General features: G+C 57.5%; 23 protein-coding genes and 1 tRNA gene. 18 read left to right on the top strand and 6 right to left on the bottom strand.

Annotated features, from left to right (window positions below; translation table 11 throughout):
• Genes ACUTQY_RS18555 through hemW form a run of 6 tightly spaced genes read left to right on the top strand, consistent with a single transcriptional unit; the run spans position 1 to position 4168 of the window.
• Positions 1–708 carry a YggS family pyridoxal phosphate-dependent enzyme gene (locus ACUTQY_RS18555; protein ID WP_033644673.1) on the top strand — a complete coding sequence of 236 codons (708 nt, stop codon included), beginning with the start codon at positions 1–3 and terminating at the stop codon, positions 706–708.
• Positions 709–727: 19 nt separating this feature from the next.
• Positions 728–1549, top strand: a complete 822-nt coding sequence (proC, locus tag ACUTQY_RS18550) for a pyrroline-5-carboxylate reductase (protein ID WP_046687802.1) — start codon at positions 728–730, stop codon at positions 1547–1549.
• 31 nt (positions 1550–1580) lie between these two features.
• Complete coding sequence (locus ACUTQY_RS18545; protein ID WP_042785370.1) at positions 1581–2135, top strand: YggT family protein; 555 nt, start codon at positions 1581–1583, stop codon at positions 2133–2135.
• Positions 2132–2422, top strand: coding sequence for a DUF167 family protein YggU (gene yggU / locus ACUTQY_RS18540; RefSeq protein ID WP_004948014.1), 291 nt, complete (start codon positions 2132–2134; stop codon positions 2420–2422). The genes ACUTQY_RS18545 and yggU overlap by 4 nt, the downstream gene beginning before the upstream one ends.
• A gap of 17 nt (positions 2423–2439) precedes the next feature.
• Positions 2440–3033: an XTP/dITP diphosphatase gene (locus ACUTQY_RS18535; protein ID WP_042785371.1), complete on the top strand. Its 594-nt coding sequence runs from the start codon at positions 2440–2442 to the stop codon at positions 3031–3033.
• Positions 3026–4168: a radical SAM family heme chaperone HemW gene (gene hemW / locus ACUTQY_RS18530; protein ID WP_033644669.1), complete on the top strand. Its 1143-nt coding sequence runs from the start codon at positions 3026–3028 to the stop codon at positions 4166–4168. The genes ACUTQY_RS18535 and hemW overlap by 8 nt, the downstream gene beginning before the upstream one ends.
• A gap of 37 nt (positions 4169–4205) precedes the next feature.
• On the opposite strand, the gene ACUTQY_RS18525 is transcribed toward hemW, so the two are convergent.
• From ACUTQY_RS18525 to trmB, 5 genes are all read right to left on the bottom strand, one after another.
• Complete coding sequence (locus ACUTQY_RS18525; RefSeq protein ID WP_016930094.1) at positions 4206–4640, bottom strand: DUF29 domain-containing protein; 435 nt, start codon at positions 4638–4640, stop codon at positions 4206–4208.
• A gap of 100 nt (positions 4641–4740) precedes the next feature.
• Positions 4741–5463, bottom strand: a complete 723-nt coding sequence (locus ACUTQY_RS18520; protein ID WP_046687803.1) for a YggN family protein — start codon at positions 5461–5463, stop codon at positions 4741–4743.
• A 30-nt stretch (positions 5464–5493) separates the two neighbouring features.
• A complete protein-coding gene (gene glsB, locus ACUTQY_RS18515) occupies positions 5494–6417 on the bottom strand; it encodes a glutaminase B (protein ID WP_046688541.1) in 924 nt (307 codons plus the stop codon).
• 215 nt (positions 6418–6632) lie between these two features.
• Positions 6633–6959, bottom strand: coding sequence for a YggL family protein (locus ACUTQY_RS18510; RefSeq protein WP_004937412.1), 327 nt, complete (start codon positions 6957–6959; stop codon positions 6633–6635).
• Complete coding sequence (gene trmB, locus ACUTQY_RS18505) at positions 6959–7678, bottom strand: tRNA (guanosine(46)-N7)-methyltransferase TrmB (RefSeq protein WP_280631214.1); 720 nt, start codon at positions 7676–7678, stop codon at positions 6959–6961. The genes ACUTQY_RS18510 and trmB overlap by 1 nt, the downstream gene beginning before the upstream one ends.
• Positions 7679–7853: 175 nt before the next feature.
• On the opposite strand from trmB, the gene mutY reads away from it, so the two are divergent.
• The 3 genes from mutY (at position 7854) to mltC (ending at position 10363) form a co-directional block, all read left to right on the top strand.
• Entirely contained in the window at positions 7854–8954 is a 1101-nt protein-coding gene (gene mutY, locus ACUTQY_RS18500) for an A/G-specific adenine glycosylase (protein ID WP_004937408.1), read from the top strand.
• On the top strand, positions 8951–9223 hold the full coding sequence (locus ACUTQY_RS18495) for an oxidative damage protection protein (protein WP_004937404.1): 273 nt from the start codon (positions 8951–8953) through the stop codon (positions 9221–9223). Before mutY ends, ACUTQY_RS18495 begins: the two co-directional genes overlap by 4 nt.
• 63 nt (positions 9224–9286) lie before the next feature.
• Positions 9287–10363: a membrane-bound lytic murein transglycosylase MltC gene (gene mltC, locus ACUTQY_RS18490; RefSeq protein WP_033644661.1), complete on the top strand. Its 1077-nt coding sequence runs from the start codon at positions 9287–9289 to the stop codon at positions 10361–10363.
• 48 nt (positions 10364–10411) lie between these two features.
• Here mltC and speF read toward each other — a convergent pair whose 3' ends face one another.
• Positions 10412–12577, bottom strand: coding sequence for an ornithine decarboxylase SpeF (speF, locus tag ACUTQY_RS18485; protein ID WP_033644924.1), 2166 nt, complete (start codon positions 12575–12577; stop codon positions 10412–10414).
• Between the two features lie 705 nt (positions 12578–13282).
• On the opposite strand from speF, the gene ACUTQY_RS18480 reads away from it, so the two are divergent.
• The 9 genes from ACUTQY_RS18480 to ACUTQY_RS18440 all read left to right on the top strand — a co-directional run bounded on the left by ACUTQY_RS18480 (position 13283) and on the right by ACUTQY_RS18440 (position 25027).
• Positions 13283–13358, top strand: a tRNA-Phe gene (locus ACUTQY_RS18480).
• A gap of 976 nt (positions 13359–14334) precedes the next feature.
• On the top strand, positions 14335–14907 hold the full coding sequence (locus ACUTQY_RS18475; RefSeq protein WP_046687809.1) for a sorbitol dehydrogenase family protein: 573 nt from the start codon (positions 14335–14337) through the stop codon (positions 14905–14907).
• A gap of 3 nt (positions 14908–14910) precedes the next feature.
• Positions 14911–16566, top strand: a complete 1656-nt coding sequence (locus ACUTQY_RS18470; RefSeq protein WP_033644658.1) for a GMC family oxidoreductase — start codon at positions 14911–14913, stop codon at positions 16564–16566.
• Positions 16563–17981 (top strand): cytochrome c, encoded by a 1419-nt coding sequence (locus ACUTQY_RS18465; protein WP_046687810.1) that lies wholly within the window; start codon positions 16563–16565, stop codon positions 17979–17981. The genes ACUTQY_RS18470 and ACUTQY_RS18465 overlap by 4 nt, the downstream gene beginning before the upstream one ends.
• A gap of 232 nt (positions 17982–18213) precedes the next feature.
• Entirely contained in the window at positions 18214–19416 is a 1203-nt protein-coding gene (locus ACUTQY_RS18460; RefSeq protein WP_080273418.1) for a lactonase family protein, read from the top strand.
• A gap of 1024 nt (positions 19417–20440) precedes the next feature.
• Positions 20441–21736, top strand: coding sequence for a lysine N(6)-hydroxylase/L-ornithine N(5)-oxygenase family protein (locus ACUTQY_RS18455; RefSeq protein WP_042785378.1), 1296 nt, complete (start codon positions 20441–20443; stop codon positions 21734–21736).
• A gap of 50 nt (positions 21737–21786) precedes the next feature.
• Positions 21787–22671 carry an ATP-grasp fold amidoligase family protein gene (locus ACUTQY_RS18450; RefSeq protein WP_033651313.1) on the top strand — a complete coding sequence of 295 codons (885 nt, stop codon included), beginning with the start codon at positions 21787–21789 and terminating at the stop codon, positions 22669–22671.
• 614 nt (positions 22672–23285) lie between these two features.
• Positions 23286–24200 carry an alpha/beta hydrolase gene (locus ACUTQY_RS18445; protein ID WP_046687811.1) on the top strand — a complete coding sequence of 305 codons (915 nt, stop codon included), beginning with the start codon at positions 23286–23288 and terminating at the stop codon, positions 24198–24200.
• 416 nt (positions 24201–24616) lie between these two features.
• Complete coding sequence (locus ACUTQY_RS18440) at positions 24617–25027, top strand: GNAT family N-acetyltransferase (RefSeq protein ID WP_019453029.1); 411 nt, start codon at positions 24617–24619, stop codon at positions 25025–25027.
• Positions 25028–25035: the final 8 nt, after the last annotated feature.

Genomic DNA, 25035 nt, shown 5'->3' with positions numbered 1-25035 from the left:
ATGAGCACTATCCAACAGAACCTGCAGGATGTCAGAAACCGCATCGCGGCCGCCGCGCAAAACTGCGCACGGGCGCCGGAAGACGTTGCTCTGCTTGCAGTCAGCAAAACCAAACCTGTGGCGGCGATCGAAGAAGCCATCGCCGCCGGCCAGCGCGCCTTCGGCGAGAACTACGTGCAGGAAGGGGTTGACAAGATCCGGCATTTCGCCGAGTCGTCGCAGGGCGGTGAGTTGGTGTGGCACTTTATCGGCCCGCTGCAATCCAATAAGAGTCGGCTGGTGGCGGAACATTTCGCCTGGTGTCATACCGTGGATCGGCTGCGCATCGCCCAGCGCCTGAGCGATCAGCGCCCGGCCGACATGCCGCCGCTCAACGTGCTGATTCAAATCAACATCAGCGATGAGCAGAGCAAATCCGGCATCGCGTTGAACGAACTGCCGGCGTTGGCCGACGCGATCGCGGCGCTGCCGAATCTGGCGCTGCGCGGCCTGATGGCCATCCCGGCGCCGGAAACGGATTATCAGCGGCAGTTGGCGGTATTCAGCCGGATGAACGACGCATTTCTCGCCCTGCGTCAGCGTTATCCGCAGGCCGATACGCTGTCGATGGGCATGACGGACGATATGGCGGCGGCGATCGCCGCAGGCAGCACCCTGGTGCGCATCGGCACCGCAATTTTTGGCGCCCGCGACTACTCGCAGGCCTGACAAACAGACGAGGGATTTGATGCAACATCGCAAGATTACCTTTATCGGCGCCGGCAACATGGCGCGTGCAATCATCGCCGGCCTGGTCGCGGGCGGCTATCCGGCCAAATCCATCAGCGTCTGCGCCCCTTCGCCGAAAAACCGTGACGCGCTGGCGGCGGACTACGGCATCGTCAGCAGCGGCGACAACGTCGCCTGCGCGCGTGAAGCCGACGTCGTGGTGCTGGCGGTCAAACCGCAGATGATGGCCGACGTGTGTCAGCCGCTGCGCGAACAGGTCGATTTCGGCGGCAAACTGGTGCTGTCGATCGCCGCCGGTATTCAGGTCAGCCGTTTCTATCAGCTGCTCGGCGACCAACTGGACATCGTGCGCATCATGCCCAACACCCCGTCGCTGGTCGGCAAGGGCATGAGCGGGCTGTACGCGCCGGCGCAGGTCAGCCAACAGGATCGCGACTACACCGGCGATTTAATGGCCTCGATCGGTAAAGTTTGCTGGGTAGATGACGAAAATGGCATCAACGGCGTGATCGCCGCCGCGGGCAGCGCCCCGGCTTATTTCTTCCTGTTTATGGAAGCGATGCAAAAAGAGGCCGAACGCATGGGCTTCGACAGCCAGACCGCGCGCGATCTGGTGCAGCAAGCCGCTTCCGGCGCCGCCGCGCTGGTTGAAGCCAACCCGGATACGCCGCTGGGCACGCTGCGCGAGCAGGTGACCTCCAAAGGCGGCACCACCGCCGAAGCGCTGCGGGTGTTCAACGAACGCCAACTGCCGGAAACCGTGGCGCAAGCGATGCAGGCCGCCGTTTCCCGTGCGCAAGAAATGGAAAAATTATTTTAAATAACCCCGAGTTAAGGAGAAGGACCACTTCATGCTAACGCTGACTTTCCTGGTCAAGACCGTTATTGATCTGTACGTGATGGTGCTGTTGCTGCGCATTTGGATGCAATGGACGCGCACCGATTTTTACAACCCGTTCTCGCAGTTTGTGGTGAAGATCACCCAACCGGTGGTCGGCCCGCTGCGCCGCATCATCCCATCGCTTGGGCCTATCGACAGCGCTTCGCTGCTGCTGGCGTTCCTGCTGATGACCATCAAGTACCCGCTGCTGCTGCTGATACAAAGCCACGCGCTGTCGCTCAGCCCGTATAACCTGCTGTTCGGCCTGATCTCGCTGGTTAAGTCCGCCGGCTACCTGATCTTCTGGGTGATGATCATTCGTGCGCTGATGAGCTGGGTAAGCCAGGGCCGCAGCCCGATCGACTACGTGATGTACCAACTGACCGAACCGTTGATGGCGCCGATCCGTCGCATCATCCCGGCGATGGGCGGCATCGATTTTTCCGCCATGGTAGTGATCCTGATCCTCTATCTGATCAACTACCTGGGCATGGATGTGTTCGGCGAGATCTGGTTCCTGCTGTGAGTGCAGTCACTCCCGTGCTGGACGGGCTGGCGATCAGGCTATATATTCAGCCGAAAGCCAGCCGCGACCAAATTATCGGCTTGCATGGCGACGAGCTGAAAGTCGCCATCACCGCCCCGCCGGTCGACGGCCAAGCCAACGCCCATTTGATCAAGTTTATCGCCAAGCAGTTCAAAGTGGCGAAAAGCAACGTCACCATCGAGAAAGGCGAACTGGGGCGGCATAAACAGTTACGCATCGTGAATCCGCAACAGATCCCCGCCGTGGTCGCGGCGCTCATCGAATAATTTTCAAGGTAGTCATTATGCAAAAAGTCGTTCTTGCCACCGGTAACCCGGGCAAAGTGCGCGAACTCGCCGACCTGTTGGCCGATTTCGGCCTGGACGTGGTCGCGCAAACCGATCTGGGCGTGGAGTCCGCCGAAGAAACCGGCCTGACGTTTATCGAAAACGCCATTCTGAAAGCGCGCCATGCAGCACAGGTCACCGGCCTGCCGGCGATCGCCGACGACTCCGGTCTGGCGGTAGATGCGCTGGGCGGCGCGCCGGGCATCTACTCCGCGCGCTACGCCGGTGAAGACGCCGACGATCGGCAGAACCTCGACAAGCTGCTGGCGGCGATGAAAGACGTGGCGCCGGGCCGGCGCGGCGCGCAATTTCACTGCGTGCTGGTCTATCTGCGCCATGCGCAAGATCCGACGCCGCTGGTGTTTCACGGCAGCTGGGCCGGTGAAATCACCGAACAGGCCGCCGGTGAAGGCGGTTTCGGTTACGATCCTATCTTTTACGTGCCGGAGCTGGGCCGCACCGCCGCCGAGCTGAGCCGCGACGAGAAGCGGGCGATTTCGCACCGCGGCAAGGCGCTGAAGCTGATGTTGGAAGCCATGCGCAATGCTTAAGCTGCCCCCGCTGAGTCTCTACATCCACATCCCGTGGTGCGTGCAGAAATGCCCGTACTGCGACTTCAACTCCCATGCGCTGAAGGGTGACGTGCCGCATCAGGAGTATGTCGATCATCTGTTGGCGGATCTGGATGCCGACCTGCCGCTGGCCGGCGGCCGGGAAATCAGCACTATCTTTATCGGCGGCGGCACCCCCAGCCTGCTGAGCGCCGAGGCGATGCAAGCCTTGCTGGACGGCGTGCGGGCGCGCATTCGCGTCGCCGACGACGCCGAAATCACCATGGAAGCCAATCCCGGCACCGTGGAGGCCGATCGCTTCAGCGGCTACCAGCGCGCCGGCGTCAACCGCATCTCCATCGGGGTGCAAAGCTTCAGCGCCGAGAAGCTGAACCGTCTGGGGCGCATCCACGGCCCGGAAGAAGCCAAACGCGCGGCGACGCTGGCGACCGGCCTCGGCCTGCGCAGCTTCAACCTCGATCTGATGCACGGCCTCCCGGATCAGTCGCTGGAAGAGGCGCTGGACGATCTGCGCCAGGCTATCGCCCTCAATCCGCCGCACCTGTCGTGGTATCAGCTGACCATCGAGCCGAACACCCTGTTCAGCTCGCGCCCGCCGGTTTTGCCGGACGACGATGCGCTGTGGGACATCTTCGAGCGCGGCCACCAGTTGCTGAGCGCCGCCGGCTATCAGCAGTATGAAACCTCGGCCTACGCCAAGCCGGGCTACCAATGCCAGCACAATCTCAACTACTGGCGCTTCGGCGACTATCTGGGGATCGGCTGCGGCGCGCACGGCAAGGTGACCTTCAGCGACGGACGCATCCTGCGCACCGCCAAGACCAAGCACCCGCGCGGCTTTATGCGCGGCGACTACATGGACAAGCAGCATGAGGTGGCGGCGGCGGATCGGCCGTTCGAATTCTTCATGAACCGCTTCCGCTTGCTGGAAGCCGCGCCGCGCGCCGACTTCGCCAACTACACCGGGCTGACGGAAAGCGTCATTCGCCCGCAGCTGGACGAAGCGCTGGCCAAAGGCTATCTGGAAGAAACCGCGGAGCACTGGCAGATCACCGAGAAGGGCAAACTGTTCCTCAACTCGCTGCTGGAACTGTTCCTGGCGGACGACGAGTAAAAAAAAGCGCTGAATGATCAGCGCTTTTTTATTGGTGTTAATCCGGGTAAAACGTCTGAGACAGAATCTGCTGAGTTTCCCAGATGCCGTTTTCCGGATACACATCCAGCCCGGTTTCGGCCGTGGCGAGCGCAACGGCCTTCGACCAGACGACATCCAGCCAATCGGCATCGCTCAGTTTACCTTTTAGGCTGGGCGACTCTTTCAAGCTGTAAAGCACCTCTTTGCGCTGCGCTTTAATCGTTCTTTCCCAGCTGGTTCCGCGCCTGGCCGGCTGATATTTCCATTTAAGCAAATGTGCAATCAGCACCGTCATCCGGCTAGCAAGTTCCCTTTGCTCGCTCTTCCCCACGTCCTCAATCTCCTCGGCGATCTTTTCAATATCGATCTCAGACAATTTTCCGGAGCGCAAAAGAGCGGCCTGTTCATTTGCCCAGGCAACAACATCGGTTTCGTAACGTGTATGGCTCATAGCGTCCTCCGTAAACATCCATAAATCTGTACGTAGTTTGATCAGTCTGTCAGATAAGCTTCAGAAGGTCAAAAAACGGTCTACCAAGAAGATTCTTAAATCACTTCAACGCGTTAAGCAGATCCTTGCGCTGGGTTTCCAGTGCGGTGACGCGGTTGCACACGTCATGACCGAAGTTCTGGAAGTCCTGTTCCTGGTTGTTCCATTCGTTCTGGATCGCCTTCTGCAAGCCGCCCAAATTGCCCATGATCGCCTGCAGCGGGTTGCCGCCGCTGTTGGCGGCCTGTTTGACGCCCATCTCGTTCAGGCTGTCCTGCAGCACGCCGCCCATGCTCTGCTGCACGATGTTGCGGCCATCCTGTTCCACTTGGTCAATCGCCTTGTGGTGGAAGGTCAGGCCGTCGCTGCGGTGCTCGATGATGCGGTTCATCTGCTGTTTCAGCTGGCCATTCAGGGTGGTCAGCCGGTTGCGCACGTTGCTGTTGCTGCCCAGCTCTTTGACGATCACCTTATCCAGCGCTGCGCGGGCTTTCTCCAGGTGTTTCTGCGCGCCGTCGTCGATCCACGGCAGCTGCTTGCGCAGCGCGCTCTGGTAACTGAAGGCTTTCTGCCGCTGGCTGTCGCTCAGGCTCAGCGCCTGACCGTTGCGGATCACGTCACCATCCGGCGAAATTTGCAGGTCGCCGCTGGCGCCTTTCACCTGCACGCTCTGCGGGCTGATGATCACATCGTCCTGGGGTTTAACGCTGCATTGGTACTCGGCGTGGGCCTGCGCGGCAGTCGCCGCCAGCAGCAGTAAGGCTAACCCGGTTTTCTTCAACATAGCTTCTCCTGACTCCCATCCAGATTGGGATTAAAAAATCGAACGACCGATACGTTGAGACAACAGTTCCAGCGCCGCAGTTCCCGCCAGCGAGTTGCCGGAAGCATCCAGCTCCGGCGACCAGACGACGATCGACAATTCGCCCGGCACGATGGCCACGATGCCGCCGCCCACGCCGGACTTGCCCGGCATCCCCACCCGATAGGCGAATTCGCCGGCGCCGTCGTACATGCCGCTGGTCATCATCAGGGCGTTGATCTGCCGGGCCTGCAGCGGGCTGATCACCGTCTCGCCGTTGAGATCGCGGCCGTGATTGGCCAGATAGACGAAGCTGCGCGCCAGCTCCACGCAGCTCATGCGCAGCGCACAGTAGTGGAAATAGGTTTGCAGCACGGTGATCACGTCGTTCTCGAAGTTGCCGAACGACTTCATCAGATAGGCGATGGCCGCATTGCGATCGGAGTGTTCGAACTCGGAGCGCGCCACCCGCAGGTCATAGGCCAGGTCGTCTTCGCCGGCCAGCTGGCGCACCACCTCCAGCATGCGCTGTTTGGGGGCGCTGAGCCGGGTTTGCAGCATGTCGCACACCACCAGCGCGCCGGGGTTGATAAACGGATTGCGCGGTTTGCCCTGCTCCATCTCCAGCTGCAGCAGCGAATTGAACGGCAGGCCGGAAGGCTCTTTGCCGACGCGCCGCCAGATCTCATGCTCCTGATAGCGCGTCAGCGCCAGCGTCAGACTCAGCACTTTGGAGATCGACTGGATGGAGAAGCGCTCCGCGGCGTCGCCGGCCTGGAACAGTTCGCCATCCACCGTACACACGGCGAGCGCCAGCCGATCGGCGGGCACTTCCGCCAACGCCGGGATGTAGTCGGCCACTTTTCCCTGGCCAATCAGCGGGCGCACCTGTTGCAGGATCTCTTCCAGCAACGCGTTATCCAATGTTGTTACCACCTCGGTCACACTCCGGGCAAAACAAAGGCGCCGTTAAGGCACCTTAAATCCATCCCCGTCATACTTGAATCCGCATCTGTGTTGGCTGCGAGCGCTCACCCCAGTCACTTACTGAAGTAAGCTCCTGGGGACTCACCCTCTTGCCGCCGTGATGCGAATCCAATTATTTAGGGGGAAATAAGCGGCGCGAAGCCGCGCTCATCGGGCAAGCGCGATCAATCCCACCAGATATCGAACAGATCGCTGACCTTAACGTCGGTCAGTTTGCGCGCTTCCAGCCAGTTTTTCACCAGTTCGCGATGCTCGTCGGTGCAGTGGCCGATCTTCTGCAGGCAGATCAAACCTTCCCACTGCAGGTAGCCGCTGCCGTCAAACGCCAGACCGTTCGGCTCGATCACTTCATCGATGAAGGTATCCAGCGTGCTGTCGATATCTTCCACCGACGTGCCTTCGGCGAAGCGCCAGGCTACGGAGAAACCCAACTCCTGAAATTCTTCAATGTGCAACTTTTTACGTAAACGACGACTGCGGTTCTTAGCCATTATTCTTTCCTCTCAAACATCAAGTCCCAAACGCCATGTCCCAGGCGCTGGCCGCGTAATTCAAATTTCGTCAGTGGGCGCGAATCCGGACGCGGCACATAATCATTATCGCTGGAAAGATTACGGTAGCCTGCGACCCCGTTCATAACCTCTAACATATGTTCCGCATAAGGTTGCCAATCGGTGGCCATGTGGAAGACGCCGCCGGTCTTCAGCTTGCACAGCACCAGTTCGACAAACGGCGTTTGCACGATGCGGCGCTTGTTGTGGCGCGCCTTGTGCCACGGATCGGGGAAGAACAGCTGCACCATGTCCAGCGAGCCGTCCGGGATCATGTTTTCCAGCACTTCAACCGCATCGTGGCACATTACGCGCAGGTTGCTCAGCTTCGCCTCATGGGCGTCGGCCAGGCAGGCGCCCACGCCCGGCGAGTGTACTTCGATCCCTAAAAAGTTCTGCTGCGGGTTGTTGCCCGCCATGGTCACCAGCGAGGCGCCCATGCCAAAACCGATCTCCAGCACCGTCGGCGCTTCGCGGCCGAACAGCGCGGCGAGATCGACAGCGTCAGCCTGATACTCCACGCCCATCACCGGCCAATAGTTCTCCAGCGCGTGCTGCTGGCCTTTGGTCAGCCGCCCCTGGCGGCGGACAAAACTGCGGATACGGCGCATCGCGCGGCCGTTCTCATCAAATTCCGGGGAGATGACGTCATTAATCATAGTGCTTTCTGTCTGTTTGGCTGCCAATTAGGGAAACGCGCATTATGCAAAGATACATTGGTTTAGCAAGTGTTCATCTTCTGTACCCGCCGTGCGGCGTCGGAAAGTTCCGGTTTACAGCATCATGACTCTATGCTGCAATCTCGCTTCATTTTCTGCCGGATAACGACTCTTCATGATGCAAGCACAACAATTCGCACAGGTGGTGCTTGACTGGTACCAGCGCTACGGCCGCAAAACCCTGCCATGGCAGCTGGAGAAAACCGCCTATCAAGTATGGCTCTCCGAAGTGATGTTGCAACAGACCCAGGTTGCCACCGTCATTCCTTATTTTCAGCGCTTTATGGCCCGTTTTCCCAACGTGCGCGCGCTGGCGGAGGCCCCGCTGGACGAAGTGCTGCATCTGTGGACCGGCCTCGGCTATTACGCCCGCGCCCGCAACCTGCACAAAGCGGCGCAGACCATTGTCGCACAGCACGGCGGCGAGTTCCCGACAACCTTCGCAGAAATCGCCGATTTACCGGGCGTCGGCCGCTCCACCGCCGGCGCGGTGCTATCGTTGGCGCTGGGCCAACACTATCCGATCCTCGACGGCAACGTGAAGCGCGTGCTGGCCCGCTGCTACGCGGTGGAAGGCTGGCCGGGCAAAAAAGAGGTCGAAAACCGGCTGTGGAAAATCAGCGAAGAAGTCACCCCGGCCCAGGGCGTCGGCCAGTTCAACCAGGCGATGATGGATCTGGGCGCCATGGTCTGCACCCGCTCCAAGCCCAAGTGTGAGCTCTGCCCGCTCAACGTCGGCTGCCTGTCTTACGCCAACCACAGCTGGGCCAACTACCCCGGCAAGAAGCCCAAGCAGACCCTGCCGGAAAAAACCGCCTACTTCTTATTGCTGCAGCACGGCGACCGCGTGTGGCTGGAGCAGCGCCCGGCGGTGGGCCTGTGGGGCGGCCTGTTCTGCTTCCCGCAGTTCAGCGCGCGCGTGGATTTGGAACTCTGGCTGCAGCAGCGTGGTCTGAAAGGCAAGCGCCTGGAACAGCTGACCGCGTTTCGCCACACGTTCAGCCATTTCCATCTCGATATCGTGCCGATGTGGCTGTCGCTCGACGCGGCGGGCAGCGGCATGGATGAGGGCGCGGGTCTCTGGTATAACTTAGCGCAGCCGCCGTCGGTCGGGCTGGCAGCGCCGGTGGACCGCCTGTTGCAACAGCTGGCGAAGCAGCCCCCGATCCAACAAAACTTATATGGCGATAGCGCCATCGATGAGGAATTAGCATGAGCCGCACCATTTTTTGTACTTTCCTTCAACGCGACGCCGAAGGCCAGGACTTCCAGCTTTATCCCGGCGACGTCGGCAAGCGCATCTACAACGAGATCTCCAAGGAAGCCTGGGGCGAGTGGATGAAGAAGCAGACCATGCTGATCAACGAGAAGAAGCTGAACATGATGAACGTGGATGACCGCAAACTGCTGGAAGAGGAAATGATCAAATTCCTGTTCGAAGGGCACGACGTGCACATCGAAGGCTATACGCCGCCGAGCGAATAACGCTGTTGGGGCCAGGCGCTGGCCCGCTTCAATCCTCTTATACTTCTTCCAAACGGCTTTAAGATGAAGAAAATTTTAGCTTTGCTCGTAATAGCGCCTTTGCTGATCTCCTGTTCCGGCAAAAAAAGTGAAGAAATCAACGAAGCCTGGATCAAAGACACCAACGGCTTCGACATTCTGATGGGCCAATTCGCTCACAACATCGAGAACATCTGGGGTCTGAACGAAGTTCTGATCGCCGGGCCGAAAGACTACGTCAAGTACACCGACCAATACCAAACCCGCAGCCACATCAACTTCGACACCGGCGCCATCACCGTCGAGACCATCGCCACCACCGATCCGGCCGCGCACCTGCGCCAGGCGATCATCAGCACGCTGCTGATGGGTGACGATCCGGGTTCGATCGACCTCTATTCCGACGCCAACGATATCCAGATCAGCAAAGAGCCGTTCCTGTACGGCCAGGTGCTGGATAACAAAGGGGCGCCGATCCGCTGGGAATGGCGCGCGGCGCACTTCGCCGATTACCTGCTGCAGACCAAGCTGCAAAAACGCACCTCCGGCCTGCACGTCATCTACTCGGTCACCATCCAACTGGTGCCGAACCACCTGGACAAACGTGCGCATAAATATCTGCCGATGGTGCGCAAGGCGTCGGAAAAATATGGCGTGGACGAGTCGCTGATCCTGGCTATCATGCAGACCGAATCGAGCTTCAACCCGTATGCGGTGAGCGGTTCGGACGCGCTGGGCCTGATGCAGGTGGTGCAGCACACCGCCGGTAAGGATGTGTTCCAGATGCGCGGTAAATGGGGCACCCCGAGCCGCAGCTACCTGTTCGATCCGGAGAACAACATCGATACCGGCACCGCCTACCTGGCGATCCTGCAGAACAACTACCTGGGCGGCATTCAGAACCCGACCTCGCGCCGCTATGCGGTGATCACCGCTTACAACGGCGGCGCCGGCAGCGTGCTGCGGGTGTTCTCCAGCGACAGAACGCGCGCGGTGGGCATCATCAACGGCATGCAGCCGGGCGACGTGTACCAAACGCTGACCACCAAGCACCCGGCAGCCGAGTCGCGCCGCTATCTGGTGAAAGTGAATACCGCGCAGAAGAGCTACCGCAGAAAGTAGCGCTTCCCGCGTGGATAGAAGAAGGGCCGGTGCGAACCGGCCCTTTTTTCATGGCTTGATCATATAGCCGAAGATGCGCTTCCAGCCGTGATCTTTTTTCTCGATGTAGACCCCCTGCAGCTCCGGCGAGAAGCCCGGCAGGCGGTTGATGCCCTCCTCGAGCGCCAGGAAGTAGCGCTGCACCGCGCCGCCCCACACTTCGCCCGGCACCACGCACAGCACGCCCGGCGGATACGGCAGGGCCCCTTCCGCCGCGATGCGCCCTTCCGCCTGGCCGATCGGCACCAGCTCGACGTTGTCGCGGATAAACTCCACGTTGGCGTCCTGCGGGTTCATCACCACCGGCGGGAAATGATCCTGACGGAACATCTCCTTTTGCAGCTGCTTAACGTCAAAGCTGACGTACAGATCGTGCATCTCCTGGCACAGCCGGCGAATGCTGTAGCCGCGGTAACGCTGCTCGTTCTTGCGGTACACCGTCGGCAGCACCACGCTCAGCGGCGCATCCTCTTCGACATAGCGTTCGAACTGCGCCAGCATCTCCACCAGCTGTTCCATCTTGGCCGGGTTCTCCGCCGGGGTAAGCAGGAACAGGATCGAGTTGAGATCGCACTTCTCCGGCACGATGCCGTTCTCGCGCAGAAAGTTGGCCAGAATGGTGGCCGGCACGCCGAACTCGGTGTATTGGCCGGTCGCGGCGTCAATCCCCGGCGTGGTCAGCAGCAGCTTGCACGGATCGACCAAATACTGATCCTGGGCGTAACCTTCGAAGCCGTGCCACGTCTCCCCCGGTACGAAGGTGAAGAAGCGCGCGTCGTTGGCGATCAGATCGGTATCGTAATCCTGCCAGTCCTTGCCCGCCACCTGCAGCGGAATAAACGGCTTCAGCTGCGAGCAGCGCGTGAGCAGCTGTTTGCGCGTCTCGATGCCCAGCTTGACGCAGTCCATCCACATGCGGCGCCCGGCGGGGCCGGCGTGCATCTTGGCGTTGACGTCCAGCGCGGCGAACAGCGGATAGAACGGGCTGGTCGACGCATGCAGCATGAATGCGTTGTTCAGATGCTTATGGTTGCAGTGGCGCTTTTGCCCTTTGATATGGTCGTCTTTCTTATGGATCTGCGACGTCTGCGAGAACCCCGCCTGCTGTTTATGCACCGACTGGGTGACGAAAATGCCCGGATCGTGTTCGTCCAGCTCCAGCAGCAACGGCGAACACTCTTTCAGCATCGGGATAAAACCTTCGTAGCCCACCCAGGCGGAGTCGAACAGGATGTAATCGCACAGGTGGCCGATGGTGTCGATCACCTGGCGAGCGTTGTAAATCGTGCCGTCGTAGGTGCCAAGCTGAATGATCGCCAGCCGGAACGGCCGCGCCGCCGTGGCCTTCTCCGGCGCCACCTCGCGGATCTGCTCGCGCAGGTAGCGCTCGTCGAAGCAGCGCGCATCGATGCCGCCGATAAAGCCGAACGGGTTGCGGGCGGTTTCCAGATACACCGGCGTGGCGCCGGCCTGGATCAGCGCCCCGTGGTGATTGGATTTGTGGTTGTTGCGATCGAACAGCACCAGATCGCCACGGGTCAGCAGCGCGTTGGTCACCACCTTGTTGGCCGCCGAGGTGCCGTTGAGCACGAAGTAGGTTTTATCAGCGTTGAACACCCGCGCCGCATGCTTTTGCGCATCCTTGGCCGAGCCTTCGTGGATCAGCAGATCGCCCAGCTTAACGTCGGCGTTGCACATGTCGGAACGGAAAAGGGTTTCACCGTAGAAATCGAAAAACTGCCGGCCGGCCGGGTGCTTGCGGAAGAACTCGCCGCCCTGATGTCCTGGACACGCAAAGGTCGAATTCTCCATCTCGACGTAGGTCTTCAGCGTTTTGAAGAACGGCGGCAGCAGCGCCTGCTCGTAGGCGTCGGCAGCGGCCTCCAGCTGCGCCATGTAGAATGGCTTGCTGGCGCCGGCCAGCAGCGCAAAGACCCCGCTGACAAACGGCAGATAATCCGGGGAAAGATGCTCGTCCCCTTCCACCGCCACGAAGGTCGGAATATCGAACCCCGTCGCCTGCAAGCGCGCCAGAATGCCGGCATCCACGTCGGCGACCGACACCACCACTGCCGCCACGTCGGTGTAGTCCGTCTGCTCTACGCGCACGATCTGGCGCAGCGTCTCAATGGTGGCGACCAGGCTGGCGCTGGTTGCGATTTTCAATTCTTTCATCATGCTGACTCTCAAACGGTGAAGGATGAGGGTGTGCCACCGGCACGGTAATGAGATAACGCGGTTATCCCGGTAAAAGCGATACCCGGGCACGGCAGCATAAGCGGCGTGCGTGACCGCCTCATGATCGGGGACCATCAGGCAGCTATCGGGGGAACTGGTCTTGGCAGCGTCCGACAGGCATCAGTAAAATCAGGGCCGCAGCGCTGGCTTTACGCATGCCTAACAGCGAGCATCAGGCGGCCTTACCGCATGATCGGCAGGCGTATTCGGACGGATGGCGTTCGGAGCAAGCAAAGACGGAACGGTGGCGGCGTCAGAGGTCTGGTGCGCGACAGCGCTTGAGCGACAAAACCAGTCATGCCAATAACCCTCTGACTTATAAGAAGCGGGAACACCGTCAGGGAACGGAGAGTGCTAAAATTTGCGCAATGATTGCATGATTCGTTACGAGGTTCAAGCGAGAATCATCTGGGTTGAGCTTGCGTTAACGCAAGCATAAATTATTGTTACTTAACAATAAACATGAAAAACAACATTGATAAAGTGGTATAAATACACGTTTTTTATGCATATTTATTGGGTGCCGATATCGCCACAGGCTCTAGCGCCTCGGGTTCGCTGCCTGAAAATAGAGCAACCGATCGGCTTTGTGACAGAAAGCGATTGACGCCATCCGACCAATACGGTTTAATGCGCCCCGTTGCCCGGATAGCTCAGTCGGTAGAGCAGGGGATTGAAAATCCCCGTGTCCTTGGTTCGATTCCGAGTCCGGGCACCATATTCAGAAGAACCCGCCTATGGCGGGTTTTTCGCTTTCTGGGGTACGGACTCTCCATCGAACTGCGTTCGATTATTCGGCCAAAGGCCTCACCCTACGGGCCAGCGCTAAAGCGCTGTTCAACGCGGCGCCAGCGCCGGTTGTCCGAGTCCGGTCGCCCTATTCAGAGAACCCAGCCTATGGCTGGGTTTTTGCTTTGCAGGGACAGGACTCTCCATCGAACTGCGTTCGATTATTCGGCCAAAGGCCTCACCCTGCGGGCCAGCGCTAAAGCGCTGTTCAACGCGGCGCCAGCGCCGGTTATCCGAGTCCGGGCACCATATTTAGAAGAACCCGCCTATGGCGGGTTTTTCGCTTTCTGAGATACGGACTCTCCATCGAACTGCGTTCGATTATTCGGCCAAGGGCCTCACCCTGCGGGCCAGCTCTAAAGCGCTGTTCAACGCGGCGCCAGCGCTGAGACCTTGAATACCGAGCAGAAGTGCTCCTGTTCCTATCTCTTTAACCTAAATCTCGGCCTTTATATTCGCAGTCTTAATTGATGCCCGCCCCCTGCCCTGTGTTTACGGCACTGTATTATTTCCATTTGCGCCATAACCCAACCCTCCTTATTTTCGCCGTCATTTGAATTAATACGCAAACACGGGATACCATTAATGTTTTCATTCTGCGCCTGATAAAAACCCACAGCCACAAACCGATAAAAACATTAAATAACAATCAATTAAACAGAGCCCCATCACATAATCCCCTGCCGTTATTAAAAATAAACCAAAAATGCGGTCGGCACTCACCTTGTGATTTTTTGATAAATACCGTCCGTTGCCGCTGCTAATTTACCGACAGGCGTTCTTAAAACATCACATCGGTGAAGATCGTCATATCACCGTAATAGAACGCTTAATTTAGCCTGCTCACCCACTGATATTTTGGCCTTTTTTGGCTCTGGCATTAAACACCCGTTGAGAAAAAACATATGGAATATGGTTTATCAGACAATGGCGAACAGCCGGATCAACATGGCAAGGGCGTCAGCCGCAGAAATGTCTTGCTCGGCCTGGCGTCAACGCTTGTCGCCACCGCATTGGCCGGCGCCCCATTCCTCACGCTGGCGGAACAGCATACCGCCGCGCAAAACCCCCTGCTTTTTGCCCGTTTCTTCGCGCTCTCCCGGCAATTGACAGAACGTCAGGATATTGACCCTGGCATTTCGGCTCGTATTTTCACTGCGTTGAGCCTCGCAAACCCGCAATTCTCATCACAGGTTGAGCGATTAAGCGCACGCGTGAAGGCCGGACAAAGCGCCCGGCAACTTCAGCAAATCGCCGGCCAACTGGGGCTCTCGGCATTGGTCTCGGCCATCGTCACCGCCTGGTATACCGGTACCGTGGGCCAGGGGGCAAACGCCAGTCTCATCGCTTATAAAGATGCCCTGATGTATCGCCCGGTTAAAGACGCCTTGATTGTGCCCACCTATTGCGGCAACGGCCCGCTTTGGTGGACCGCCGCCCCGCCTGAGGTTAACGCCTTACTGCCCTCTGAGAGCTGAATCATGAAAAAACCGGTATTCACGGCTGATGGCGATGCCTCGGCCGATATTGTCATCGTCGGCTCGGGGATCGTCGGCGGCATGATGGCGGACCAGTTGGCCGGCCAAGGCTATTCCGTGCTGGTATTGGAGGCGGGCCTGCGTATCGATCGCGCGCAGGCCGTCGAAAACTGGCGCAATATGCCGTTTGATAACCGTGCGGGCTCCGATTTTCAAGGCTTGTACCCGCAATCAGCCTACGCCACCGCGCCGCTCTATTTTCCGCCAAACGATTATGTCGCGTTAAGTGGCCCAAGCGCGGACAGCTTTAAGCAGGGCTATTTACGCACCGTGGGCGGCACGACCTGGCACTGGGCGGCCTCCTGCTGGCGCCATCTGCCAAACGATTTCAAAATGAAAACGCTGTACGGGGTTGGCCGCGACTGGCCCATCGCCTATGACGATCTCGAGCCCTACTACTGCCGCGCGGAGGAGGCGATTGGCGTCGCCGGCCCAAACGATCCGGCCAAACAATCGCCTTCAGCGCGCAGCAAGCCTTATCCCATGGATATGGTGCCCTGGGCCCACGGAGATACGCGGTTCGCCGAAGTGGTCAACCCGCACGGTTACCGCTCCGTACCGATCCCCCAAGGGCGCAGCACGCGACCATGGCAGGGGCGGCCCACCTGCTGCGGCAACAATAACTGCCAACCTATCTGCCCGATTGGCGCCATGTATAACGGCATCCATCACATCGAACGCGCCGAAATGAAAGGAGCGCTCGTGCTGGCGGAAGCGGTGGCGTACAAAATCGATACCGATGGACAAAATCAGGTTACCGCCGTGCATTGGCTGGACAACCAAAAGCGGTCGCACAAAGCCAGCGCCAGCGCGTTCGTCCTGGCATGCAATGGCATCGAAACCCCGCGCCTGCTGTTGATGGCCGCCAATGCGCAAAACCCGAATGGGATCGCCAACAGCTCCGATCAGGTTGGCCGCAATATGATGGATCACTCCGGCTTTCACTGCACCTTCCTGGCGAAAGAGCCGCTGTGGCCAGGACGCGGCCCGGCGCAGAGCAGCTGTTTGGTCGGCCCGCGCGATGGGGATTTCCGCAAGCATTACTCAGCCAACAAGATGATCCTCAATAACATCAACCGCGTTTTGCCGGCTACGCGTCAGGCCCTGGCGCAGGGCCTGGTGGGGAAAGCGCTGGATGACGAGATCCGCCGCCGCGCGGCGCACGGCGTCGATTTGTCCATCAGTCTGGAACCGCTGCCCGATCCCAATAACCGTCTGACGTTGAGCGCAACGCGCAAAGACGCCCACGGTTTGCCTTGCCCGGACATTTACTATGACGTGGGGGACTATGTGCGAAAAGGGGCTGAAGCGGCGCACCGGCAGCTCAAGCATATTGGCCAATTGTTTGATGCCGATGAATTCAACATCACCACCAGCCTGAATGCCAATAATCACATTATGGGCGGCACCATCATGGGCAACGATGAGAAAAATTCCGTGGTGAACGGCGATTGCCGTGCGCACGATCATCCGAACCTGTGGCTGCCCGGCGGTGGCGCCATCCCTTCAGCCAGCGTGGTGAACAGCACGCTGACGATGGCGGCCCTGGGCCTTAAAGCGGCGGACGACATTGCCCGCAAACTGGCGGTGAAATCATGAGAAAACCTGCAAGGATAGCCTGGCTGGCGCTGCTCCTCGCGGCGGGCGGCGGCTCGGCGTTCGCCGCCGACGAAGGACCGTATTTCAGCGCCGAGCTGATTGAAAAAGGCGAGCGGCTCGCGGTGGCAGCGGACTGCCAGGCCTGCCACACCCAAACGGGAGGCGGCGAGCGATTTGCCGGCGGTTACAGCATCGCCACGCCGGTAGGCGTGATTTACACCACCAACATCACCCCCGACAAGGAAACCGGCATTGGCCGCTACAGCGAAGCGCAATTCGCCCGCGCCGTGCGTGAAGGCATTCGCGCGGACGGCACCCCGCTGTACCCGGCAATGCCTTATACGTCATACGTCAAATTGAACGACGAGGACATTCACGCGCTGTACGCCTACTTTATGAACGGCGTCGCCCCCGTCGTTCAGCACAACAGGCGAACCGAACTGCCCTTCCCCTTTAACCTGCGCTTTATCATGCCGGCCTGGAACAGTTTGTTTCTGGAAGAGGGGCATTTCAGCGCCGACAGCAGCGAAGATGCGCAATGGAACCGCGGCGCCTACCTGGTCAACGGCCCTGGACACTGCGATACCTGCCATACGCCGCGCAACGTGTTACTGGCTGAATACAGCGGGCAACCGCTTTCCGGCGCCATGGTCGGCAGTTGGTATGCGCCCAATATTACTTCCGACCCGATCAGCGGCATTGGCGGATGGAGCCAGGTTGAGCTAATCCAGTATTTGAAAACCGGGCGCGCGGCGGGAAAAAACCAGGCGGCGGGGGGCATGGCGGAAGCGATAGAAAACAGCCTGCAATATTTGTCGGACGACGATCTGGCCGCGATTGCCGCTTACCTGAAAAACAGTCCGCCGATCAGAGATCGACGCGATACGCGGCCGGCAGACAGCTTTGGCAAGCCGTTCAACGTTGAACCCGAGCTGCGCGGCGCGCATCCGCCGACTGCCAACGAGACGGTGATTGACGGCGCCGCCTTGTTTAGCGGCAACTGCGCCAGCTGCCACCAACCCGACGGCAGCGGCAGTCAAAACCAGGCCTATCCATCGCTGTTCAACAACACGGCGACGGGCTCGCGCAATCCCTCCAATCTGATCTCGGCCATTTTGTTCGGCGTCGAGCGCCGCGTCGGGGATCAACATATCCTGATGCCGAATTTCGGCCCGCAATCCTATGTCAATCCCTTGAACGACCAACAGATTGCGGCGATCGGCAACTATGTCTTGCAACATTACGGCAACCCCGCGGCGCACGTCACCGCCGAAGACGTTGCGATCCTCAGACGAGGGGGCCCGGCGCCCTTGCTGGCCGAGATGCAGCCCTATATGGCACCGGGGTTGGGCGGCGGCGCGCTGGCGCTACTGGCGGCCATCGCGTGGCGGGTGCGCAAACGCCGCGGCGCGTGATTCACGCCAATTAAAGCTCCCTACGCTGGCGGCCGCAGGGAGCTTATCTGCCGGCGCGCAAGGCTCTGATGCCATACGCCAATGATGTGCTAAAAATAGGCCTCGCCGGCGTTTTGCACTATTTTGGTTATGTCTGCCTGTTCATTCTGGGCGGTGCCTCGCTACGACGATAAACCCTGTACACCGTTCACCTCGGTCACAAAACACAGTCAATCACGCCAGGAGCCCGACCATGAAAAACGCAACGTTCCCCAGCATCGCCAAGTTTTCCTTTCTGTCTTTATTATTGCCGGCCTGGATCACCCAGGCCGCTCCCCCGCAGCCGCAGCCGGGCAGCACCGCGCAAATCGTTTTGATTGGCACCTGGACAGGGGAAAGAGACGGCGATCGGGTTCAGCCGCCCGTTTATCCCAGCCAGGGGATGTATCGGTTGGCGCTCAACGAAGACGGCAGCCTGCTGCCATTGAATCGCATAAAAATGGACAGCCCTTCCTGGATAGTTCTGAGCAAAAATCGCCAATTTGCCTATACCACCAATGAAACTCAGCAAGGCCAAATCAGCACGCTCAGGCTCGGCAAAGGCGGCGACCCGCAACGCATCAGCGGCATCGACTCGCAGGGACAAGAGCCGACGCATGCCGCCATCAGTCCAGACGGGCGCTACTTATTGGCCGCCAATTACTCCAACGCCCCCGGGCATGCCAGCGTCATCGTGGCCCCCATTCTCCAGAACGGTGAACTCGGCGAGGTGCTGCAGCGCTTTCCCTTCACCAAGGGCTCAGAGGCCGTTGCCGAGCGGCAAGCCAGCGCCCATATTCACTCCGTCAACTTCACCCCCGATGGGCGCATGATGTACGCCGCCGATTTAGGCGGCGACATCATTCATGCCTTCTTCTACGACGCGGCAAATAAGGCCGCGCCGTTCAGGCTCGCGCCGGATTACGATTTGTCGTTTCCGCCGGGCACCGGCCCGCGACATATGATCTTTTCCGCAAATGGCAGATTCGCCTACGTGATCAGCGAAATGTCAGCGAATATTTTTGCCTACCAGATTAATAACGATCGGTTGGAGAACATCCAGACATTAGCGCTGACGGAAAGCACCCGCGCGGATGCAAAGGGCGGCGGCGGGCTGGCGTTTTCCCCTGACGGAAAATACCTCTATGCGAGCAATCGCCAAAAAACCAACGAAATCGTGGGTTATAAAATTAACCCGGAGAATGGCAAACTCACGCTGATTGGCCGCACGCTTTCCGGCGGAATCGAACCGCGCGCTTTCGCCTTCGATAAAAGCGGAAAGTTTCTGCTAGTCGCCAATGTGTTTAGTAATAACGTTACCGTATTACAACGCGATCTGGATACCGGCGAATTATATGGCAACGGCGTGAGCGTCCAGATAGGTACGCCAACTGACGTTAAATTTATCCACGAGTAAATTATTGCTGCGGCAATCCGTTTGTCGCAGCGCCAACGTCGATTCTCTTGCCCACGAGCGCCATACTTTACCCCATTCCCATGGCGTTTAACGCTCAGGTAATGAGAATCATCATCAGCGGCAAAGGAATTATAAAAGAGAAACGCCAAAACAATTCAAACCGGGTTGATATCATGGCGGCTACATTCAGGCAAGTTCCGGCGGCACACGGATATCCTTGCACGTCACGCCGTCGCTGAACCTAAACGAACCTAAACGTCAAACTGTCGGCCAATCGGTTTTTAATTGGCGCTTTTCCAACGTCAACAGGTGCCTCTGTATATAACATGAACATTCACTCATTGAAATTAATGCATATAGGGATAATTTCCCGCCATACAGGCCCGCAAACAACGAAACTGGGCGCATTGGCCGATGTGAAAGCGGATACCCCCATGCCGCCAAGACGCAATAGCTCTCGCATCCAAAAGATAATAACACATTGAATATAATGATAAAAATACCATCAAAACGGCCTGATTTCATAATTTCACTTTAATTTCATCTTTTCAAAAAGCGCTCAACGCCTAATATCATGTTATTTCACCTTCCCAGACTCCCTTTTAACGCTATTCTAAGCAGCGAATACCTGATTCAAGAAACACAAGCCGAACGCAGAACGGCGTATACACGTTAACAGTCAATAGTCGATGCCAATCCCATGCGGCTTATCCTCTTTGCGGAGTGTCGTTTACATGGAATGATGAACGCGGTTTCTAAGATTATTGCTTAAGAATATTAATTAAACACATACGCAAGCTTTCGCAGGGACTTTCATGGAAAGAAATACACCCGTAGCCTTTACCTGATGTGCTACCGAATTCTAAACGGGCATTTAAAAATGACGCATTTTTAACCCGCATATCTTTTAATTATTTTTAATTCATGTCGTTTACTTATAAGAAAAAGGCAGCCTGGTTGCTATAAGCCAACCCCTTTGCAGCCGTATTTCTGGGTATTATTCTCATTATACTGGAGCTTATTAATGAATCAGCGTTTCGATATCATCGGCATTGGCCTTGGCCCGTCGAATCTTAGCCTGGCGGCCTTAGGGAGCGAAATCGAGGGATTTACGGGGCAATTCCTTGAGCGTAAACCTCATTTCTCCTGGCACCCGGGCATGATTTTGGCTGACTGCAACATGCAAACCAACTTTTTAAAGGATTTGGTGAGCGCGGTTGCCCCAACCAATCCCTACAGCTTTCTCAACTATCTGGTAAAAAACCGAAAATTCTACCGTTTCCTGACGACCGAACAGCGTACCGCATCGCGTGAAGAGTTCGCCGATTACCTCACCTGGGCCGCAAGCGGGATGGGATCGTTGGCGTTCAATCAAGACGTTCAGCGAGTCGAGTTTGACGATCGGCAACGCCAGTTCGTGGTGACCACCTCACGGGAGGTCTTCCACGCCAGACACGTAAGTATCGGTATTGGCAAGAAAATAAAGTTACCGGACTGCGTGACGGCGCAAAACGATCGCTGTTTCCACGCCAGCGAAATGATGCTGCGCAACCCTAATCTGGCAGGCAAACGCGTGGCGATCGTCGGCGGCGGCCAGAGCGGCGCCGATCTGTTCCTGAATATTTTTAAAGGGGAATGGGGGCAGCCGGAACAACTCGACTGGATATCGCGGCGCAACAATTACAACGCGCTTGATGAGGCGGCCTTTGCCAATGAATATTTCACGCCAGATTACGTCGAGAGTTTCTACTCACTGGACAGCGCGGCCAAGCGGCATATGCTGGCCGAACAAAAGATGACCTCAGACGGCATCACCAGCGAGTCGCTGCTGGCCATCTATCGCGCCATGTACCACCGCTTCGACGTACTGCGCGAGAAATTATGGGTGCGCCTGCTGCCCAGCCGTTCGCTGACGGCCGTAAAACACACGCTGGATAACGCCTACCAACTCGAAACGCGTCATCATCTCGATCACGGCGAGGAAATCTTCAAGGCGGACGTGGTGATCTTTGCTACCGGTTATCAATCGGCGACGCCTGAGTTCCTTGCGCCTCTGGCCCACCGACTGTTGACCACGGCGGACGGCGAGTACCGCATAGCCCCGGACTTTACCTTTGAGTGGGAAGGCCCGGCGGAGAACTGCTTATTTGCGATGAACGCCAGTATGCATAATCACGGCATTGCCGATCCTCAGCTGAGCCTGATGGCGTGGCGTTCGGCCCGCATTCTTAATCGGGCGTTAGACCACCAGCCATTTGATTTGGGAACAACGCCGACAGCCATTCAATGGCGCAGTGAAGGCGCGCCACCCGCGTTTTAAATACAAGAACGTCTTAATCATTGTCACTATGCTTTGATGGAATTACGTATATGAAAAGACAAATAAACAAGTTCATTATGAATCAGTTGGCCGTATTGGCCCCCGAATTCAAGGCCAGATTGATCTACAAAAGAGCATTTGGCAAACCGCTGAACTTGCAGGCGCCATCGACCTGGAATGAAAAAATCAATCACCTTAAGTTGAATGACTACAGTAAAAATGCCTTAGTCACTCAATGCGCAGATAAATATGCGGTTAGAGAGTACATCAAGGCAAAAGGATGTGAAGAGATCCTAAATGAGCTGTACTTTGCCTGTGATTCGGTACAGGAGATCCCATGGGAAACGCTGCCTGAGAAATTTGTCATCAAGGGGAATCACGGCTCAGGATATAATTTAATTTGCCAGAATAAACAATCGTTGAACATTAAAAGCGCCTCCCAGCTGATCGATGGCTGGATGAAAGACGATTACTGGAAAACCTATGTAGAACTCAACTACAAAGGGATACAAAAAAAGATCATTGGAGAAAAGTATATCGAATCGGCCAATGGTCACGGGCCTGAAGACTACAAAATTTATTGTTTTCGCGGCGTGCCATACTGCACCTTGCTGTGCGTCGGCAGGGATACCGGGACGCCGAAATATTACTTCTTCGACAAAGATTTCAAGTTCCTTTGCTATAGCGAGGACTGCCTGGCGTTGAGCCAGGAGGAGATAGATGCCTTCGTGAAACCGGAGGGATACGATGAGCTGTTTGAGTATGCCGCTCGTTTGTCAGCGCCCTTCGAGTTCGTGCGCGTTGATTTCTACATCTCTCAGGGCCAAATCATTTTCGGTGAGCTGACCTTTACCCCCTCGGCCGGGCTGGATACGGATATTCTGCCACCGACCGATGTTTTGCTTGGCAAGATGCTGACGCTGCAACAGCACTGATTATCATCAACAAAAGGCGGCGCAATTCCCCTGCGCATCCATCAAACAGGAGATACCGGCCGGCGTTTTCGCAGGCCGCCCGCCGGCATCTCACTGTGGGGCGGCGGGCCGGCACCGCCCCGCCACCTGCGCTTAATCCACTGCGGAGTGGCTTGCACCGCCATCGGGAACGTTCCCCCTTGGGCGACATAACCCCTTGAAAAACAATGGCATTAGAACATTAATAAGAATCGTTTACATATTTATAATAAAATGTTCTATATGTATAGGAAGCTATAATATAAGATACCGGAAAGTTTCCCTGGTGTTGTTGTGTGTCTTTGCCCTATTTTATAGGGCTTTTTTTTCGCTAACACCCATTGATGATTGAGTGTTTTTGCACCCATCAGCAGATTACCCCCTCAAAAAAACATAATCATTTCTAATTAATCGTAACCCTTCTTATTCCTGACTTGCCAATAATAACAATGAGTTGCTATTAACCCTGCGAAGCATCAGGCAGCCACCGCCTGACCCCGGCCGCACTTCGCCACTGAAATACCCGCCCGAAGGAGAGGTTTTTACTGGGCGCGTACCGATGCTAATATCGGCCTTTTTCGAGGACGCTGACCCGCATGTTATTGTCTCACCGGCATTTTATCTGCACGCTTCTGGCGCTCGCCATCGGCTTTTGGTTGCCGGGGGCCGTGCAGGCCAGGCCCGATCTGGAACGCAGGATCGGCGTGACCGTCGCCGATAGCGACTCTGCGGATTACCGCTTCAGCGATCTGCGCTTCACCTCCGCCGATGGTCAACGGCGTTACCGCGTCCGTATCGCCCAGCCGCGTCGGGCGCCTGCTCCTGACGGTTATCCGACGATTTATTTCCTCGACGGCAATGCGGTGCTGATGGAGCTGAACGCCAGCTTACTGGCCAGATTGGCGACGGCGAAGCGGCCACCGGTGCTGGTGATGATCGGCTATGACAACGATCTGCGCATCGATGCCGCCGGCCGCGCCTACGACTATACGCTGCCTCTGCCGACGGGCATGAAGAAACCGCCGCAGGCGGGCGGGGGCGCGGAGGCCTTCCTGCAATTGATGGAAACGCGGATCAAACCGGCGATCGCCGCCAAACTGGCGGTCGATCAGCAGCGGCAAACGCTGTGGGGCCATTCCTACGGCGGGCTCTTCGTTCTGCATACGTTATTCGCCCATCCCGCCGCCTTCCAGCATTATATCGCCGTGGAACCCTCGCTGTGGTGGGGCAACGGCATGATCCTGCAAGAGGCGCAGCAGTGGGCGGAACGGCATCCGACGCCGGCGGCAAGGCTGCAGTTGTGGGTGGGTCTGGCGGAGCGCGAGCGCGCGGCCCCGCCCGGCGTGAAGAGCCCTGCACTGCCGGCGAACGCGGCGCAAATGCTGGCGGAACGCCTGGCAAAGCTCGACGGTCTTACCGTCGGCTATCGGGAGTGGCCCGACTTGGGACACGGCGCCATGCTGGGTGCCGCCATCGAGCCGGCACTGAGCAGCGTGGCATATGAAGACTAAAGGAGGGTATCGACCGCATTTTCATCGGCGGCTCATATCTTCTGATAAGAAGAGCGTTTAATATCTGAGACAGCGCGCAGTCATCGCGGAACGGATGCGCAAAAACAAAGTGGCTCCCCCGTCGGCAAGTTAGCTTGCTCTATCCGGTGGAGCCGTACAGTACTGCAGTTTTCCCGGTGGGGCCCTGGTGAGGCGCAAGTAGGAAAAGATGGTGTTGGCAGGGCATTTCAGCGTTTTAATACTGCCTGTTTCGCTATTTTCTTCACCCTGTGATGCTTACTATAAGCGCCCGCCTGCACGGCGGAAAAGGGTGAAAACCACCCTTGAAATACATTAATAAAAGTGATAATAGAAGCGGTTGGGGCGAAAGCGTCTAGTTCAGATTTGAATAATTAAATCAGGGAATTATATTAAAAATGAATATTAATATCACCGACAAACCCAACCCGCAGGATGAAGAGTTCGTTATCGACAGCCTCTGGGCGCACAACCATAAAACCCAGCCCGTAGACATTCACCCGCTGTTCCTGACCGTCACCGACGACAACCAGCAGATCGTCGGCGGTCTGGTCGCACGTACCTGGTGGGGCGGCCTGGAAGTACAGTATCTTTGGGTCGGCGATCAATGCCGCAAAAGCGGTTACGGTCGCCAACTGATGCAGCTAGCCGAAGAAGAAGCCCGCAAGCGCGGTTGCCATATGGCCTACGTCGATACCTTCGATTTCCAGGCCAGAGGCTTCTACGAAAAACTGGGCTACCGGGTCTATGGCGAGCTGGGTGACTATGCGCATCGCCATACCCGCCATTACCTGGCTAAAAGCCTGTAACGCGGCCT

It is taken from the genome of Serratia sp. TSA_130.1, from assembly GCF_052691795.1.
Note: the sequence above shows the minus strand (reverse complement) of the source record. Positions and strands in the feature narration are given on the sequence as shown.

Coding starts and splice junctions, on each gene's coding strand:
- ACUTQY_RS18445 (WP_046687811.1), top strand. CDS start 23,286: ATGTTATTGTCTCACCGGCATTTTATCTGCACGCTTCTGGCGCTCGCC.
- hemW (WP_033644669.1), top strand. CDS start 3,026: ATGCTTAAGCTGCCCCCGCTGAGTCTCTACATCCACATCCCGTGGTGC.
- ACUTQY_RS18520 (WP_046687803.1), bottom strand. CDS start 5,463: ATGTTGAAGAAAACCGGGTTAGCCTTACTGCTGCTGGCGGCGACTGCC.
- ACUTQY_RS18460 (WP_080273418.1), top strand. CDS start 18,214: ATGAAAAACGCAACGTTCCCCAGCATCGCCAAGTTTTCCTTTCTGTCT.
- ACUTQY_RS18440 (WP_019453029.1), top strand. CDS start 24,617: ATGAATATTAATATCACCGACAAACCCAACCCGCAGGATGAAGAGTTC.
- ACUTQY_RS18545 (WP_042785370.1), top strand. CDS start 1,581: ATGCTAACGCTGACTTTCCTGGTCAAGACCGTTATTGATCTGTACGTG.
- trmB (WP_280631214.1), bottom strand. CDS start 7,678: ATGATTAATGACGTCATCTCCCCGGAATTTGATGAGAACGGCCGCGCG.
- ACUTQY_RS18465 (WP_046687810.1), top strand. CDS start 16,563: ATGAGAAAACCTGCAAGGATAGCCTGGCTGGCGCTGCTCCTCGCGGCG.
- ACUTQY_RS18510 (WP_004937412.1), bottom strand. CDS start 6,959: ATGGCTAAGAACCGCAGTCGTCGTTTACGTAAAAAGTTGCACATTGAA.
- speF (WP_033644924.1), bottom strand. CDS start 12,577: ATGAAAGAATTGAAAATCGCAACCAGCGCCAGCCTGGTCGCCACCATT.
- ACUTQY_RS18475 (WP_046687809.1), top strand. CDS start 14,335: ATGGAATATGGTTTATCAGACAATGGCGAACAGCCGGATCAACATGGC.
- ACUTQY_RS18470 (WP_033644658.1), top strand. CDS start 14,911: ATGAAAAAACCGGTATTCACGGCTGATGGCGATGCCTCGGCCGATATT.
- ACUTQY_RS18495 (WP_004937404.1), top strand. CDS start 8,951: ATGAGCCGCACCATTTTTTGTACTTTCCTTCAACGCGACGCCGAAGGC.
- ACUTQY_RS18535 (WP_042785371.1), top strand. CDS start 2,440: ATGCAAAAAGTCGTTCTTGCCACCGGTAACCCGGGCAAAGTGCGCGAA.
- ACUTQY_RS18555 (WP_033644673.1), top strand. CDS start 1: ATGAGCACTATCCAACAGAACCTGCAGGATGTCAGAAACCGCATCGCG.
- proC (WP_046687802.1), top strand. CDS start 728: ATGCAACATCGCAAGATTACCTTTATCGGCGCCGGCAACATGGCGCGT.
- mutY (WP_004937408.1), top strand. CDS start 7,854: ATGATGCAAGCACAACAATTCGCACAGGTGGTGCTTGACTGGTACCAG.
- ACUTQY_RS18450 (WP_033651313.1), top strand. CDS start 21,787: ATGAAAAGACAAATAAACAAGTTCATTATGAATCAGTTGGCCGTATTG.
- mltC (WP_033644661.1), top strand. CDS start 9,287: ATGAAGAAAATTTTAGCTTTGCTCGTAATAGCGCCTTTGCTGATCTCC.
- ACUTQY_RS18455 (WP_042785378.1), top strand. CDS start 20,441: ATGAATCAGCGTTTCGATATCATCGGCATTGGCCTTGGCCCGTCGAAT.
- ACUTQY_RS18525 (WP_016930094.1), bottom strand. CDS start 4,640: ATGAGCCATACACGTTACGAAACCGATGTTGTTGCCTGGGCAAATGAA.